Origin of the sequence: Enterobacter sp. A8 (assembly GCF_004296595.1) — a bacterium.
Classification (GTDB): domain Bacteria; phylum Pseudomonadota; class Gammaproteobacteria; order Enterobacterales; family Enterobacteriaceae; genus Enterobacter; species Enterobacter cloacae.
In genome coordinates this window covers 165222-177687 of sequence record NZ_SCMF01000005.1, presented here as the reverse complement: position 1 = coordinate 177687, position 12466 = coordinate 165222, and the positions used below count along the sequence as shown (strand labels likewise).

Annotated in this window: 15 protein-coding genes; 8 read left to right on the top strand and 7 right to left on the bottom strand. The window is 55.4% G+C overall.

What is annotated here, in order from left to right; all coding sequences use genetic code 11:
- Positions 1 to 42: 42 nt before the first annotated feature.
- Genes waaA through coaD form a run of 3 tightly spaced genes read left to right on the top strand, consistent with a single transcriptional unit; the run spans position 43 to position 2570 of the window.
- Entirely contained in the window at positions 43 to 1317 is a 1275-nt protein-coding gene (gene waaA, locus EQV24_RS18865; RefSeq protein ID WP_013094897.1) for a lipid IV(A) 3-deoxy-D-manno-octulosonic acid transferase, read from the top strand.
- Entirely contained in the window at positions 1317 to 2087 is a 771-nt protein-coding gene (locus tag EQV24_RS18860; protein ID WP_014830152.1) for a glycosyltransferase family 2 protein, read from the top strand. Before waaA ends, EQV24_RS18860 begins: the two co-directional genes overlap by 1 nt.
- 3 nt (positions 2088 to 2090) lie before the next feature.
- The gene (gene coaD, locus EQV24_RS18855) at positions 2091 to 2570 is read left to right on the top strand and encodes a pantetheine-phosphate adenylyltransferase (protein WP_013094895.1); all 480 of its coding nucleotides are present in this window, start codon (positions 2091 to 2093) and stop codon (positions 2568 to 2570) included.
- Between the two features lie 2 nt (positions 2571 to 2572).
- Here coaD and mutM read toward each other — a convergent pair whose 3' ends face one another.
- The 4 genes from mutM to radC form a co-directional block, all read right to left on the bottom strand.
- Positions 2573 to 3382: a bifunctional DNA-formamidopyrimidine glycosylase/DNA-(apurinic or apyrimidinic site) lyase gene (mutM, locus tag EQV24_RS18850; protein WP_013094894.1), complete on the bottom strand. Its 810-nt coding sequence runs from the start codon at positions 3380 to 3382 to the stop codon at positions 2573 to 2575.
- A 74-nt stretch (positions 3383 to 3456) separates the two neighbouring features.
- On the bottom strand, positions 3457 to 3624 hold the full coding sequence (rpmG, locus tag EQV24_RS18845) for a 50S ribosomal protein L33 (protein WP_013094893.1): 168 nt from the start codon (positions 3622 to 3624) through the stop codon (positions 3457 to 3459).
- 22 nt (positions 3625 to 3646) lie between these two features.
- Complete coding sequence (gene rpmB / locus EQV24_RS18840) at positions 3647 to 3883, bottom strand: 50S ribosomal protein L28 (RefSeq protein ID WP_002436699.1); 237 nt, start codon at positions 3881 to 3883, stop codon at positions 3647 to 3649.
- A 217-nt stretch (positions 3884 to 4100) separates the two neighbouring features.
- Positions 4101 to 4769, bottom strand: a complete 669-nt coding sequence (gene radC / locus EQV24_RS18835) for a DNA repair protein RadC (protein ID WP_013094892.1) — start codon at positions 4767 to 4769, stop codon at positions 4101 to 4103.
- A gap of 172 nt (positions 4770 to 4941) precedes the next feature.
- On the opposite strand from radC, the gene coaBC reads away from it, so the two are divergent.
- The 3 genes from coaBC (at position 4942) to slmA (ending at position 7306) form a co-directional block, all read left to right on the top strand.
- Complete coding sequence (coaBC, locus tag EQV24_RS18830) at positions 4942 to 6153, top strand: bifunctional phosphopantothenoylcysteine decarboxylase/phosphopantothenate--cysteine ligase CoaBC (protein ID WP_105826592.1); 1212 nt, start codon at positions 4942 to 4944, stop codon at positions 6151 to 6153.
- On the top strand, positions 6131 to 6589 hold the full coding sequence (gene dut / locus EQV24_RS18825; RefSeq protein WP_165876022.1) for a dUTP diphosphatase: 459 nt from the start codon (positions 6131 to 6133) through the stop codon (positions 6587 to 6589). Before coaBC ends, dut begins: the two co-directional genes overlap by 23 nt.
- Before the next feature lie 120 nt (positions 6590 to 6709).
- A complete protein-coding gene (gene slmA / locus EQV24_RS18820; protein WP_013094890.1) occupies positions 6710 to 7306 on the top strand; it encodes a nucleoid occlusion factor SlmA in 597 nt (198 codons plus the stop codon).
- A gap of 83 nt (positions 7307 to 7389) precedes the next feature.
- Here slmA and pyrE read toward each other — a convergent pair whose 3' ends face one another.
- Together pyrE and rph are read right to left on the bottom strand one after the other, a co-directional pair.
- A complete protein-coding gene (gene pyrE, locus EQV24_RS18815) occupies positions 7390 to 8031 on the bottom strand; it encodes an orotate phosphoribosyltransferase (RefSeq protein WP_013094889.1) in 642 nt (213 codons plus the stop codon).
- Positions 8032 to 8098: 67 nt separating this feature from the next.
- Positions 8099 to 8815, bottom strand: coding sequence for a ribonuclease PH (rph, locus tag EQV24_RS18810; protein ID WP_013094888.1), 717 nt, complete (start codon positions 8813 to 8815; stop codon positions 8099 to 8101).
- A gap of 125 nt (positions 8816 to 8940) precedes the next feature.
- Here rph and EQV24_RS18805 point away from each other — a divergent pair, with 125 nt between their 5' ends.
- Both EQV24_RS18805 and EQV24_RS18800 read left to right on the top strand, forming a co-directional pair.
- The gene (locus EQV24_RS18805) at positions 8941 to 9804 is read left to right on the top strand and encodes a YicC/YloC family endoribonuclease (protein WP_013094887.1); all 864 of its coding nucleotides are present in this window, start codon (positions 8941 to 8943) and stop codon (positions 9802 to 9804) included.
- A gap of 205 nt (positions 9805 to 10009) precedes the next feature.
- Positions 10010 to 10627: a trimeric intracellular cation channel family protein gene (locus EQV24_RS18800; protein WP_013094886.1), complete on the top strand. Its 618-nt coding sequence runs from the start codon at positions 10010 to 10012 to the stop codon at positions 10625 to 10627.
- Between the two features lie 2 nt (positions 10628 to 10629).
- On the opposite strand, the gene ligB is transcribed toward EQV24_RS18800, so the two are convergent.
- Positions 10630 to 12300, bottom strand: a complete 1671-nt coding sequence (ligB, locus tag EQV24_RS18795) for an NAD-dependent DNA ligase LigB (RefSeq protein ID WP_130626926.1) — start codon at positions 12298 to 12300, stop codon at positions 10630 to 10632.
- Positions 12301 to 12466 lie beyond the last annotated feature (166 nt).

Here is a 12466-nt window from a genome sequence, read left to right as displayed (position 1 = left end):
GCTTAGAATTTGCCCGCCGAAACTAAAAAGACGGATAATCGCTTGGAATTGTTGTATACCGCCCTGCTCTATATCATTCAGCCACTGGTGTGGCTGAGACTGCTGCTTCGTAGCCGTAAAGCGCCTGCGTACCGAAAACGCTGGGCTGAACGCTATGGCTTCTGTCGCAATAAAGTTGCCCCGGACGGTATTTTGCTGCATTCCGTTTCTGTTGGCGAAACGCTGGCAGCGATCCCGCTGGTTCGCGCCCTGCGTCACCGTTATCCGTCGCTGCCGATCACCGTCACGACCATGACGCCGACCGGCTCTGAGCGCGTGATGTCCGCCTTCGGTAAAGACGTGCATCACGTCTATCTGCCTTACGACCTTCCCTGCGCCATGAACCGTTTTCTGGAAACCGTTCGCCCTAAACTGGTGATCGTGATGGAAACCGAGCTGTGGCCGAATATGATTTCCGCTCTGCATGCACGTAAGATTCCCCTGGTGATCGCGAACGCGCGTCTGTCTGAGCGGTCGGCGAAAGGCTACGGCAAGCTGGGGAAATTTATGCGCCGCCTGCTCAGCAAGATCACACTGATTGCTGCGCAAAACGAAGAAGACGCAGCGCGCTTTATCTCGCTTGGCCTGAAACGCAACCAGCTGGCGGTGACAGGCAGCCTGAAATTCGATATCTCCGTCACGCCTGAACTTGCGGCCCGTGCTATCACGCTGCGCCGCCAGTGGGCACCGCGTCGCCAGGTCTGGATTGCGACCAGCACCCATGATGGCGAAGAGGCGATTATCCTGCAGGCGCATCGTAAGCTGCTGGAGAAATTCCCCGATTTGCTGCTGATTCTGGTACCTCGCCATCCCGAGCGTTTTAAAGACGCCCGTGAAATGGTGCAAAAAGGCGGCTTCAGCTTCACCCTGCGCAGCAGCGGTGAGATCCCCTCCACCAGCACGCAGGTAGTTATTGGCGATACCATGGGTGAGCTGATGCTGCTGTATGGCATCGCTGATCTGGCCTTTGTTGGCGGCAGCCTGGTGGAGCGTGGTGGCCATAACCCGCTGGAGCCAGCGGCCCATGCCATTCCCGTGCTGATGGGTCCACATACCTTCAACTTCAAAGATATCTGTGCGAAATTGCAGCAAGCGGAAGGGCTAATTACCGTGACCGATGCGGATTCGGTGGTCAAAGAGGTCTCGACTCTGCTGACCGACGAAGATTACCGCCTGTGGTACGGTCGTCATGCCGTCGAAGTGCTGCATCAGAACCAGGGTGCCCTCACTCGTCTGCTGCAGCTTCTGCAACCTTATCTGCCGCAGCGGAGCCACTAATGTCAACGCGCCTGTCGGTCGTTCTGATCGCCAAAAACGCTGCCGACTTGCTTCCGGATTGCCTGGCCTCCGTTGCCTGGGCTGACGAAATTATCCTGCTCGACTCCGGCAGTGAAGACAACACGGCGGACGTTGCCCGCGCAGCGGGTGCAAAAGTCTATACCAACACCGACTGGCAAGGGTATGGCATCCAGCGCCAGCGCGCGCAGGGATATGCCACCGGTGATTATGTACTGATGCTCGACACAGACGAGCGCATCACGCCGGAGCTGCGTCAGGCCATTCAGGCGGTGCTCGCCGCACCAACGCCGGGCACGGTCTACAGCATTGCGCGTCGTAACTATTTCCTTGGCCGTTTTATGCGTCACAGCGGCTGGTACCCCGACCGGGTCACGCGCCTCTACGAGCGCGAGCGGTATCAGTACAATGATAATCTGGTCCATGAATCCCTGGCCTGCGACAGTGCGCCAGTCGTCCCTCTGACGGGCGATCTTTTGCACCTGACCTGCCGGGATTTCGCCAGCTTCCAGCGTAAACAGCTCAACTATGCCACCGCCTGGGCACAGGAGCGCCATCAGCGCGGCAAGAAGGCCACGCTGACAGGTATCTTCACCCATACGCTGGGGGCGTTTCTGAAAACGCTGCTGCTGCGTGGCGGCGTGCTGGACGGTAAACAGGGCTGGTTACTGGCCGTGGTAAATGCCCAGTATACTTTCAACAAATACACCGAGCTGTGGGCGCTCAGCCGCGGCTACTCAGAGAAAACGTGAGCCATGAGCACAAAAGCGATTTATCCAGGTACCTTTGATCCGATCACCAATGGTCATCTTGATATCATCACCCGTGCGGCGTGCATGTTCGACAAGGTGATTCTGGCGATTGCTGCCAGCCCCAGTAAAAAACCGATGTTTGACCTGAACGAGCGTGTTGCGCTTGCCACCGAGGCCATTGCGCACCTGCCGAACGTTGAGGTGGTGGGCTTCAGCGATCTGATGGCCAACTTTGCCCGCGCTCAGCAGGCGACGATTCTGATCCGTGGCTTACGCGCGGTGGCAGACTTCGAGTATGAGATGCAGCTGGCGCACATGAATCGTCATTTGATGCCGGAGCTGGAAAGCGTATTTCTGATGCCATCCAAGGAGTGGTCGTTCATCTCTTCCACGCTGGTGAAAGAGGTGGCGCGTCATCACGGGGACGTTACCCATTTCCTGCCGGTTAACGTCCACCAGGCGTTGATGGACAAGCTAAAGTAGCGCTATTTCTGGCACTGACGGCAATAGAATGTGGCGCGCTGGGCATGCTTTGTTGCGATGATCGGCGTTCCACACACTCTGCACGGCTCGCCTTTGCGGCCATACACCTGCAGCTCCTGAGCAAAATAGCCTGGCTTACCATCGCTTTGCAGGAAGTCCTTCAGCGTCGTTCCCCCCTGCTCAATTGAGCGAAGCAGCACCGCTTTAATCACCCGCACCAGCAGCTCACACTCCTGCGCCGACAGCGAAGAGGCCAGCCGATCGGGATGGATCCCGGCCGCAAACAGCGATTCGCTGGCATAGATATTCCCCACGCCGACCACCAGCTTGTTATCCATCAGCCAGGGTTTAATCGGGGTTTTCTTTTTCGCACACTTCGCTTTCAGGTATTCCGCGTTAAACGCTTCTGAAAGCGGCTCTGGCCCCAGATGTGCCAGTACGCTATGTCCTTCCAGTTCTTTGGTCCACAACCATGCGCCAAAGCGGCGGGGATCGGTATAACGCAACACTTTGCCGTTACTCATCACCAGATCGACATGGTCATGCTTTTCCGCAGGCAGCTCTTCAGTGAGGATCCGCAGGCTGCCGGACATGCCAAGATGAATGATGATCCAGCCATCGGGCAGCTCCAGAAGCAGATATTTCGCGCGGCGCTGGACGCTGAGGATCGGTTTATCGCTTAACGCATGGATCTCATCAGAAACCGGCCAACGGAGGCGACCGTTACGCACGGTAGCATGAAGAATAGTCGCGCCGACCAGATGCGGCTCAATACCGCGGCGGCTGGTCTCCACCTCAGGTAATTCAGGCATGATTCCTCCGTAGTAAGATGCAGAATGCAAAAAACCCCGCAGTTGCGGGGTTTTTCAATACAAGGAGGCTAAAATTATTTGATTTTAGCTTCTTTGTACATTACGTGCTGGCGTACAACTGGATCGAATTTTTTCAGTTCCAGTTTTTCCGGCTTAGTACGTTTGTTCTTCGTGGTGGTGTAGAAGTGACCTGTACCAGCAGAAGAAACCAGCTTGATTTTCTCGCGAATACCTTTAGCCATGATTTATTTCCTCTTTAAGTACTTAGTACTTTTCGCCACGGGCACGCAGTTCGGACAGAACTGTATCGATGCCTTTCTTATCAATTACACGCATACCTTTAGCAGATACGCGCAGGGTGACAAAACGCTTCTCGCTCTCAACCCAGAAACGGTGAGAGTGCAGGTTCGGCAGGAAACGGCGTTTAGTCGCGTTCAGTGCGTGGGAACGGTTGTTACCGGTCACCGGACGCTTGCCAGTAACTTGGCAGACTCGGGACATGTCTATTCTCCAAAAATCAAATTAGCTCGAGCTTCGTATGGGGTATCGGCGCCTCGTCAGGCTTTACAGCCCGGTCATCGCATAGTTCTATTGAACTCTCGATTGCCAGGCCCAAATGCCAAACCCGAGATTCTCAAAGGTGGCGTAGTATACGCTGACTCGGCGGTGTGCTCAAGTCCCGAACAGACAAAGATCCCGATGGATCGCGAGAAATAGCCTAAATCCAGCCATGTTCTGCAAAAGAAAGGTACTCTCCGCGGCCAATTATCAGATGGTCCAGCACACGAATGTCCATGAATTGACAGCATTTGACAATGCGGTCGGTGATCTCTTTGTCAGCTCTGCTTGGTTCTGCACAGCCAGAAGGGTGATTATGCGCGAGTATCACGCCGGCTGCATTCAATTTTATTGCTTCGCGCACAATTTCACGCGGATGAACCTCTACATGGCTTAGCGTGCCCGAGAAAAGGTGGCTATGCTTGAGCACCCGGTTCCGGTTATCGAGAAAGATCACCATAAAGATCTCGCGTTCAATATCGGTTAACTGACTTTGCAGAAACTCGCGCGTCATCGCAGGAGTCAGTATCGGGTCCTCTTCCTGCATACGAACACACTGAAAACGGCGGGCCAGCTCGGCAATCCCCTTAAGCTGGGCATATTTCGCCACACCGATACCCTCCACATGCGCAAACTCCGCCAGTTCCGCCGTCATCAAACCGTAGAGTGAACCAAAATGGCCTATCAGATCTTTTGCCAGCGTAAAGACCGTTTTGCCCGGCGTACCGGTGCGCAAAAAAAGCGCCAGCAGTTCCTCATCTTTTAGCAAAGTGACGCCATAGCGCAGCAATTTTTCGCGCGGTAAGAGCAGTTCATCCTCGTCTTCCATGCTTTTTCTCCCTGTTTTTTGCCCATCTTGCCATAGGCTACTCAGGTACCTGACTCTCGCGTCTCGTTCTTGCGTAACGCCTCGCAAAGTGACCGAAGGACAAGATCACCCCGTTTTTGGGATTGTGATAAAATGCCCGCTCTCTGGTGAAACCCAACAGGAAAGAATCATGATGAGCCTGGCCGGTAAAAAAATCGTTCTTGGCGTTAGCGGCGGCATTGCAGCCTATAAAACGCCGGAACTGGTGCGCCGTCTGCGCGAGCGCGGGGCCGACGTACGGGTCGCGATAACCGAAGGCGGAAAAGCCTTTATCACTCCTCTGAGCCTGCAGGCCGTTTCAGGATACCCGGTATCTGACAGCCTGCTTGACCCTGCCGCAGAAGCCGCGATGGGCCATATTGAGCTTGGGAAATGGGCAGACCTGGTTATCCTTGCCCCCGCCACGGCCGATTTAATTGCCCGCGTTGCCGCCGGGATGGCGAACGATCTGGTTTCGACCATTTGTCTGGCTACGCCCGCCCCTGTTGCCGTCGTGCCGGCCATGAATCAGCAGATGTATCGCAATGCCGCGACCCAGCATAATCTACAGACGCTGGCCTCGCGCGGCCTGCTGATCTGGGGGCCGGACAGCGGGAGCCAGGCCTGTGGCGATGTCGGACCAGGTCGTATGCTTGATCCATTGACTATTGTCGATATGGCCGCGGCCCATTTTTCGCCTGTCAACGACCTGCAACATCTCAACATCATGATTACAGCCGGCCCAACGCGCGAGCCGCTGGATCCGGTACGTTACATTACCAACCACAGCTCCGGTAAAATGGGCTTTGCGATTGCGGCCGCAGCGGCGAAACGCGGCGCGAACGTCACGCTGGTCAGTGGCCCGGTCTCGTTACCTACGCCGCCTTTTGTGCAGCGTATTGATGTCACCACCGCGCTGGAAATGGAGGCCGCGGTACAGGCCCGTGCGCAAAACCAGCAGATTTTTATCGGTTGTGCTGCCGTCGCGGACTACCGCGCAGAGACCATTTCCGATGCCAAAATCAAAAAGCAAGGCGATGAATTAACACTAAAAATGGTGAAAAACCCGGATATCGTTGCTGGCGTCGCCGCGCTGAAAACCCATCGTCCTTACGTTGTTGGGTTTGCCGCAGAAACAAATAATGTGGAAGAATATGCCCGGCAAAAACGTACCCGCAAAAACCTCGATTTGATTTGCGCGAATGACGTATCGCTGGCCACGCAAGGATTTAACAGCGACAGCAACGCACTGCACCTTTTCTGGCAGGATGGAGATAAAATCTTACCGCTTGAGCGCAAGGAACTCCTGGGCCAACAATTACTGGACGAGATCGTTACCCGTTATGATGAAAAAAATCGACGTTAAGATTCTGGACCCGCGTGTTGGCGAGCAATTCCCGCTGCCAACCTATGCCACCTCCGGCTCTGCCGGTCTTGACCTGCGCGCCTGTCTCGATGACGCCGTAGAACTGGCTCCGGGTGCGACCACCCTGATCCCAACGGGCCTGGCGATTCACATTGCTGACCCTTCACTGGCGGCGGTGATCCTGCCACGTTCAGGCCTGGGTCATAAGCATGGTGTCGTGCTGGGTAACCTGGTCGGCCTGATCGACTCTGACTACCAGGGCCAGCTGATGGTCTCCGTCTGGAACCGAGGTCAGGACAGCTTCACCATTGAACCGGGCGAGCGTATCGCGCAGATGGTCTTTGTACCTGTGGTGCAGGCAGAATTTAACCTGGTGGCAGACTTTTATGCCACCGACCGTGGCGAAGGCGGCTTCGGCCATTCCGGGCGCAAATAACCGCCCGACAGACACGCATCTCACAGCGCCATAATGTCATAACAAACCGCAAACGCCAGTTTGCGGTCGCTGTGTGGATGCCAGCCTGACAAGTGCTTATTTTCAGGGGTATTTTGCAACATGGCAGAAAAACAAACCGCGAAAAGGAACCGTCGCGAAGAAATACTTCAATCTCTGGCTCTGATGCTTGAATCCAGCGATGGCAGTCAACGCATCACCACCGCAAAACTGGCCGCCTCTGTAGGCGTGTCTGAAGCGGCGCTGTACCGTCATTTCCCGAGCAAAACCCGGATGTTCGACAGCCTGATCGAGTTTATCGAAGACAGTCTGATCACGCGCATCAACCTGATTCTGAAAGACGAAAAAGACACCACTGCGCGTCTGCGTCTGATTGTGCAGTTGATTCTGGGATTTGGAGAACGTAACCCGGGCCTGACCCGTATTCTGACTGGCCATGCGCTGATGTTTGAGCAGGACAGACTGCAGGGTCGCATCAACCAGCTTTTCGAACGTATTGAAGCGCAGCTGCGCCAGGTACTGCGTGAAAAGAAAATGCGTGAAGGCGAAGGTTACAGCACGGATGAAACGCTGCTGGCAAGCCAGATCCTGGCGTTTTGCGAAGGCATGCTCTCCCGTTTTGTACGCAGTGAGTTCAAATACAGCCCAACGGACGATTTCGACGCCCGTTGGCCGTTAGTGGCGGCGCAGTTGCAGTAACGTCGTTGCCGGATGGTGGCTTCGCCTTATCCGGCCTACGAATTGCGCAGGCCCGGCAAGCGACGCGCCACCGGGCGATTCCGTTACACGCCGAACTCTTCGCGATATGCCCGCACCGCAGCCAGATGATCCGCCATCTCTGGCTTCTCTTCCAGATACGCAATCAGGTCTTTCAGGTTGATGATTGACGTCACTTTGCAGCTGTAATCACGTTCAACTTCCTGAATGGCCGAGATTTCACCACGCCCCCGTTCCTGACGGTCCAGAGAAATCAACACGCCAGCCAGCGTCGCGCCGTTGGCCTGGATAATCTCCATGGATTCGCGAATGGCGGTACCCGCGGTGATGACGTCGTCCACCAGCATCACGCGCCCCTGCAGTGGGCTGCCGACCAGGTTGCCGCCTTCACCGTGGGTTTTGGCCTCTTTACGGTTAAAGCAGTACGGCACGTCGCGGTCATGGTGTTCTGCCAGCGCAACCGCGGTGGTGGTCGCAATCGGAATGCCCTTATAGGCCGGGCCAAACAGCAGGTCGAAATCAATCCCTGAATCCACCAGCGCTTCGGCATAGAAACGGCCTAACAGCGCCAGATCGCGCCCGGTATTGAACAGCCCGGCATTGAAGAAATAGGGGCTCTTGCGCCCGGATTTCAGCGTAAACTCGCCAAACTTGAGGACCTGCTTGTTAAGCGCAAACTCAATAAACTGGCGCTGATACGGTTTCATGGATTCGCTCCTTTGTCTTTTCTGTCTTACAGGCAAAAAAAAGGCGACTCATTGGTCGCCTTTAAAATCAATTTTCTAACGCCGCTTTCTGCGTCGTTACAATAGATTCAATTCCCCCTCGGGCCAGAGCCAGCAAGGTGAGAAGTTCTTCGTGGGTAAACGGTTCGCCTTCTGCGGTGCCCTGCACCTCAATGATACGTCCGTCTTCGGTCATCACCACGTTCATGTCAGTTTCGGCAGCGGAGTCTTCTACGTATTCCAGATCGCAAAGCGCTTCACCGTTAACGATACCGACGGACACCGCGGCAACCATCCCTTTCATTGGGTTTGTTTTCAGCTTACCGGCCGCAACCAGTTTATTCAGGGCATCCGCCAGCGCTACACAGGCACCGGTAATCGATGCGGTACGCGTGCCACCGTCAGCCTGAATGACGTCGCAGTCCAGGGTAATGGTGAATTCGCCCAGCGTTTTCAGATCAACAGCGGCGCGCAGCGCACGCGCGATGAGGCGCTGAATTTCCATGGTACGGCCGCCCTGCTTACCCTTTGCCGCTTCACGGGCATTACGGGTATGCGTTGCACGCGGCAGCATGCCGTATTCAGCCGTGATCCAGCCCTGGCCCTGACCTTTCAGGAAGCGCGGAACGCCTTCTTCAATGGAAGCCGTGCACAGCACTTTGGTGTCACCAAACTCAACCAGAACGGAGCCTTCAGCGTGTTTTGTATAGTTACGGGTCAGGGTGACGGGACGCACCTGATTGGCGCTACGACCTGCTGGACGCATGATGAATTCTCCGGCTTGAAACGAATGTGGCTGCGCATTATACGGATAAAGGACGCTTATTCCTATCCTGAGAAGCCCCTGAAAGCTATAATCCCCCCATCTCTCCTTTAAAAACGGGAATATCTATGATCCGCAGTATGACCGCCTACGCCCGGCGTGAAATCAAGGGTAGCTGGGGTAGCGCTACCTGGGAAATGCGTTCGGTAAACCAGCGCTATCTGGAAACCTATTTCCGTATGCCGGAGCAGTTCCGCAGCCTTGAGCCTGTGGTGCGTGAGCGTATCCGTACGCGTCTGACGCGCGGCAAAGTGGAATGTAACCTGCGTTTTGAGCCGGATGCCAGCGCGCAGGGCGAACTGATCCTCAACGAAAAACTGGCAAAACAGCTCGTCAATGCGGCGAACTGGGTCAAAATGCAAAGCGACGAAGGCGAAATTAATCCGGTTGATATTCTGCGCTGGCCTGGCGTCATGGCTGCCGGAGAGCAGGATCTGGATGCAATTGCCGCTGAAATCCTTGCCGCCCTCGACAGCACGCTGGATGACTTTATCGTTGCTCGCGAAACCGAAGGCCAGGCGCTGAAAGCGATGATTGAACAGCGCCTTGAAGGCGTCAGCGCCGAAGTGGCAAAAGTACGTACCCATATGCCGGAAGTGCTGCAGTGGCAGCGCGAGCGTCTGGTTGCCAAACTGGAAGAAGCGGAAGTTCAGCTGGAAAATAACCGTCTGGAACAAGAGCTGGTGCTGATGGCGCAGCGCGTTGACGTGGCCGAAGAGCTGGACCGTCTGGAAGCACATGTTAAAGAGACCTACAACATTCTGAAGAAGAAAGAAGCCGTTGGTCGTCGTCTCGACTTTATGATGCAGGAATTCAACCGCGAGTCGAATACCCTGGCGTCTAAATCAATCAATGCCGACGTGACGAATTCCGCCATTGAGCTCAAGGTACTGATTGAGCAGATGCGCGAGCAGATCCAGAATATTGAGTAATACTATTCGGGTGGCGTCGACCGACGTCACCCATTACTATTTCTAATCCATTTTAACCCGTCTTTTCTCGCTTTGCCGCCACCAATCAACCTTCTCCACTATGGGTTGATAAAATTTTATAGGGCAAACCCGCTCACTTTAGAAAATCTCAATCGTGATCGTGCGCACAAAACGTTAACCTTCCCGGCTTCACACCGGAGGTTATATGCTGCTTCACACTCTTTATCTCATTGGCATCACTGCAGAAGCCATGACTGGCGCGCTTGCAGCCGGTCGTCGCCGAATGGATACCTTCGGCGTGATCATTATTGCCACAGCGACCGCGCTGGGCGGCGGTTCCGTGCGCGATATTCTGCTGGGCCATTACCCGCTGGGCTGGGTGAAAAACCCCGAGTACGTGATTATTGTGGCGACCGCCGCCGTAGTAACCACCATTGTCGCGCCCGTTATGACCCATCTGCGTCGCCTGTTTCTGGTGCTTGATGCGCTCGGGCTGATTGTCTTTTCTATCATTGGCGCACAAATCGCGCTCGATATGGGCGAAGGGCCAGTTATCGCCACCATTGCCGCCGTGGTGACCGGGGTGTTTGGAGGCGTGCTGCGCGATATGTTTTGCAAACGTATTCCTCTGGTCTTTCAAAAAGAGCTGTACGCCGGCATCTCCTTCGCCGCAGCGGTGCTCTATATTGCCCTGCAGCATTATGTTTCGAACCATGATGTGGTGGTCATCTCCACGCTGCTGTTCGGCTTTACGGCCCGCATGCTGGCGTTGCGACTGAAGCTCGGCCTGCCGGTGTTTCACTACAAACACAGCGCTCACTAATTTCAGAATCCCTTGATGTGCTGTTCAGCCAGCCACTTTGCCAGCACATCCACCTCCGGCGCGTGGAGCCAGTTAACGATTTGCCGCGCTTTCTCCTCTCCGGTCCCCGGCAAGGTCTGCCAGTCCATAGCGCTACGCTGGTGCATGGTCTGCCATGATAGCTCTCCGGCGGCTTTCAGGGTCGCCTGAGCCAGCGGAACACCCATCGCCATGATCCAACGAATAAAAGGACGCTCGCGCACCAGATTAAACTGATGCCAGAGCGCCAGTCCGCGTGCAGCCGAAAACCCCGGCGTGGTTTGCAGCTGCGCCTGGGTTAACAACAGCCATGAGAAAATATGTTCAAAGCGATGTGCCTGCCAGAGCGACCGCCAGCCTGACTCGCCTAAATCGGCAATATCCAGCCCCTGCTTAGAACTGAGCCACGTCAGCCGGGCAAAGAACTGCTCCATACATTCCGGTGAAGCGTAAAAACAGCTGAGAGAATGGTACTGCGGGACTGGAGGTTCTGGTTTTTGCCGGTCGCTCCCTCGCCAGACGACTTTGTCGAATCGGGGGATCCCCTGCCCGGCCAGGCTTACCTGGATCTGGTCGCCCGGCGCGATATCCAGCCTTTGCCAGCGGCCAACGGACCCCAGGCTAACCCGCTGCACCTGTTTATCATCCAGCCGTACCGGCTCCAGCGCCGCCACAACGGCAATTTTACCCGTACGGCCCACAGTGAAGTGAATATCCCGTACTTCAGCAACCTGCGCGACAGGGGGATATTTCCATGCAACAACCCAACTGCCCTCTCCTGGCAGCCAGTTTTCACCCGGCAGTTCATCCGCCGAGCGAACCACAATGCCGTCCGTGGCAAAGGGTAATGCTGCGGTGTGCCACGCTGAGCGCTGCTTTTCGACGGCCTCAATATGCTCTACGGGCAAGGTATAGCGCGCCGTCAGGGTAAACCCCGCGTCAGACAGTTCCGCCAGTGCGGTTTTCATCTCTTTTGGCCCGTCTGGCCAGGCCCAGATGAATACCCCAACCTCTCTCAAAAACGCGTTATCCTGCTGGCGCATCATCGCACCTGCGACTTTTGCGCGTGCATTCATTCCGCCCATCTGCTGCTGAATGTGGTTTTCACGCTGCCAAAAAAGCTCTCCCTGTAACACGCTGTTTGCCAGCGCGCCGGAAAGGTGTTGTGGCACCGACGGTATTAAACGCACCTGCGATGTCCAGTCTTCACCTTTTAACCCATCGCCACGGCTAATGGCCTGAGCCAATGTTCCACCCCGATACACCAGCGTTACCGCTACACCGTCAACTTTGGGTTGCATCCAGAGATTGCGCCGGGCATGCATCCACTGGTCAAGCTCTTCTTTACTGCTCACCTTATGAACCCCTGTATGGGCGACAGGGTGTTTGATACGTCCCGTCAGGGCGGGAAGTGCTGCGTCAGGTGAGGCATGCCCAAAACAGTGCTGCCACTGTTTTAACCGCCCGTTGAGCTGGTCATACACTTCATCGTTCACTTCGCTGATACCCTGCTGCCAGTAGGCGTCATCCCAGCGTTTGATTTGCGCACTTAACGTCGCAATCTCTTTCTCCGCCCTCGCCTGAGACCACACCGGGCACACCGCCGCCGCAGAACCACACCACAACAGCATGAAGCCGCTTATCCATCGCCACATCGCTACCCCTCCTTTACGTTGCTGGAGGTATAACCCGGCGATGAAAACCACGCTAATGGCAACATTGCGCTTTGCGAGGCGCTATCCAGAGTGAATTTATGTTGCTGCAAAACACAGGTAAAACCTGAAAACGACACGCAAAATGCAATAATCCAGGGGAAAAAGT

Coding starts and splice junctions, on each gene's coding strand:
- EQV24_RS18860 (WP_014830152.1), top strand. CDS start 1,317: ATGTCAACGCGCCTGTCGGTCGTTCTGATCGCCAAAAACGCTGCCGAC.
- coaD (WP_013094895.1), top strand. CDS start 2,091: ATGAGCACAAAAGCGATTTATCCAGGTACCTTTGATCCGATCACCAAT.
- mutM (WP_013094894.1), bottom strand. CDS start 3,382: ATGCCTGAATTACCTGAGGTGGAGACCAGCCGCCGCGGTATTGAGCCG.
- rpmG (WP_013094893.1), bottom strand. CDS start 3,624: ATGGCTAAAGGTATTCGCGAGAAAATCAAGCTGGTTTCTTCTGCTGGT.
- rpmB (WP_002436699.1), bottom strand. CDS start 3,883: ATGTCCCGAGTCTGCCAAGTTACTGGCAAGCGTCCGGTGACCGGTAAC.
- radC (WP_013094892.1), bottom strand. CDS start 4,769: ATGGAAGACGAGGATGAACTGCTCTTACCGCGCGAAAAATTGCTGCGC.
- coaBC (WP_105826592.1), top strand. CDS start 4,942: ATGAGCCTGGCCGGTAAAAAAATCGTTCTTGGCGTTAGCGGCGGCATT.
- dut (WP_165876022.1), top strand. CDS start 6,131: ATGATGAAAAAAATCGACGTTAAGATTCTGGACCCGCGTGTTGGCGAG.
- slmA (WP_013094890.1), top strand. CDS start 6,710: ATGGCAGAAAAACAAACCGCGAAAAGGAACCGTCGCGAAGAAATACTT.
- pyrE (WP_013094889.1), bottom strand. CDS start 8,031: ATGAAACCGTATCAGCGCCAGTTTATTGAGTTTGCGCTTAACAAGCAG.
- rph (WP_013094888.1), bottom strand. CDS start 8,815: ATGCGTCCAGCAGGTCGTAGCGCCAATCAGGTGCGTCCCGTCACCCTG.
- EQV24_RS18805 (WP_013094887.1), top strand. CDS start 8,941: ATGATCCGCAGTATGACCGCCTACGCCCGGCGTGAAATCAAGGGTAGC.
- EQV24_RS18800 (WP_013094886.1), top strand. CDS start 10,010: ATGCTGCTTCACACTCTTTATCTCATTGGCATCACTGCAGAAGCCATG.
- ligB (WP_130626926.1), bottom strand. CDS start 12,300: ATGTGGCGATGGATAAGCGGCTTCATGCTGTTGTGGTGTGGTTCTGCG.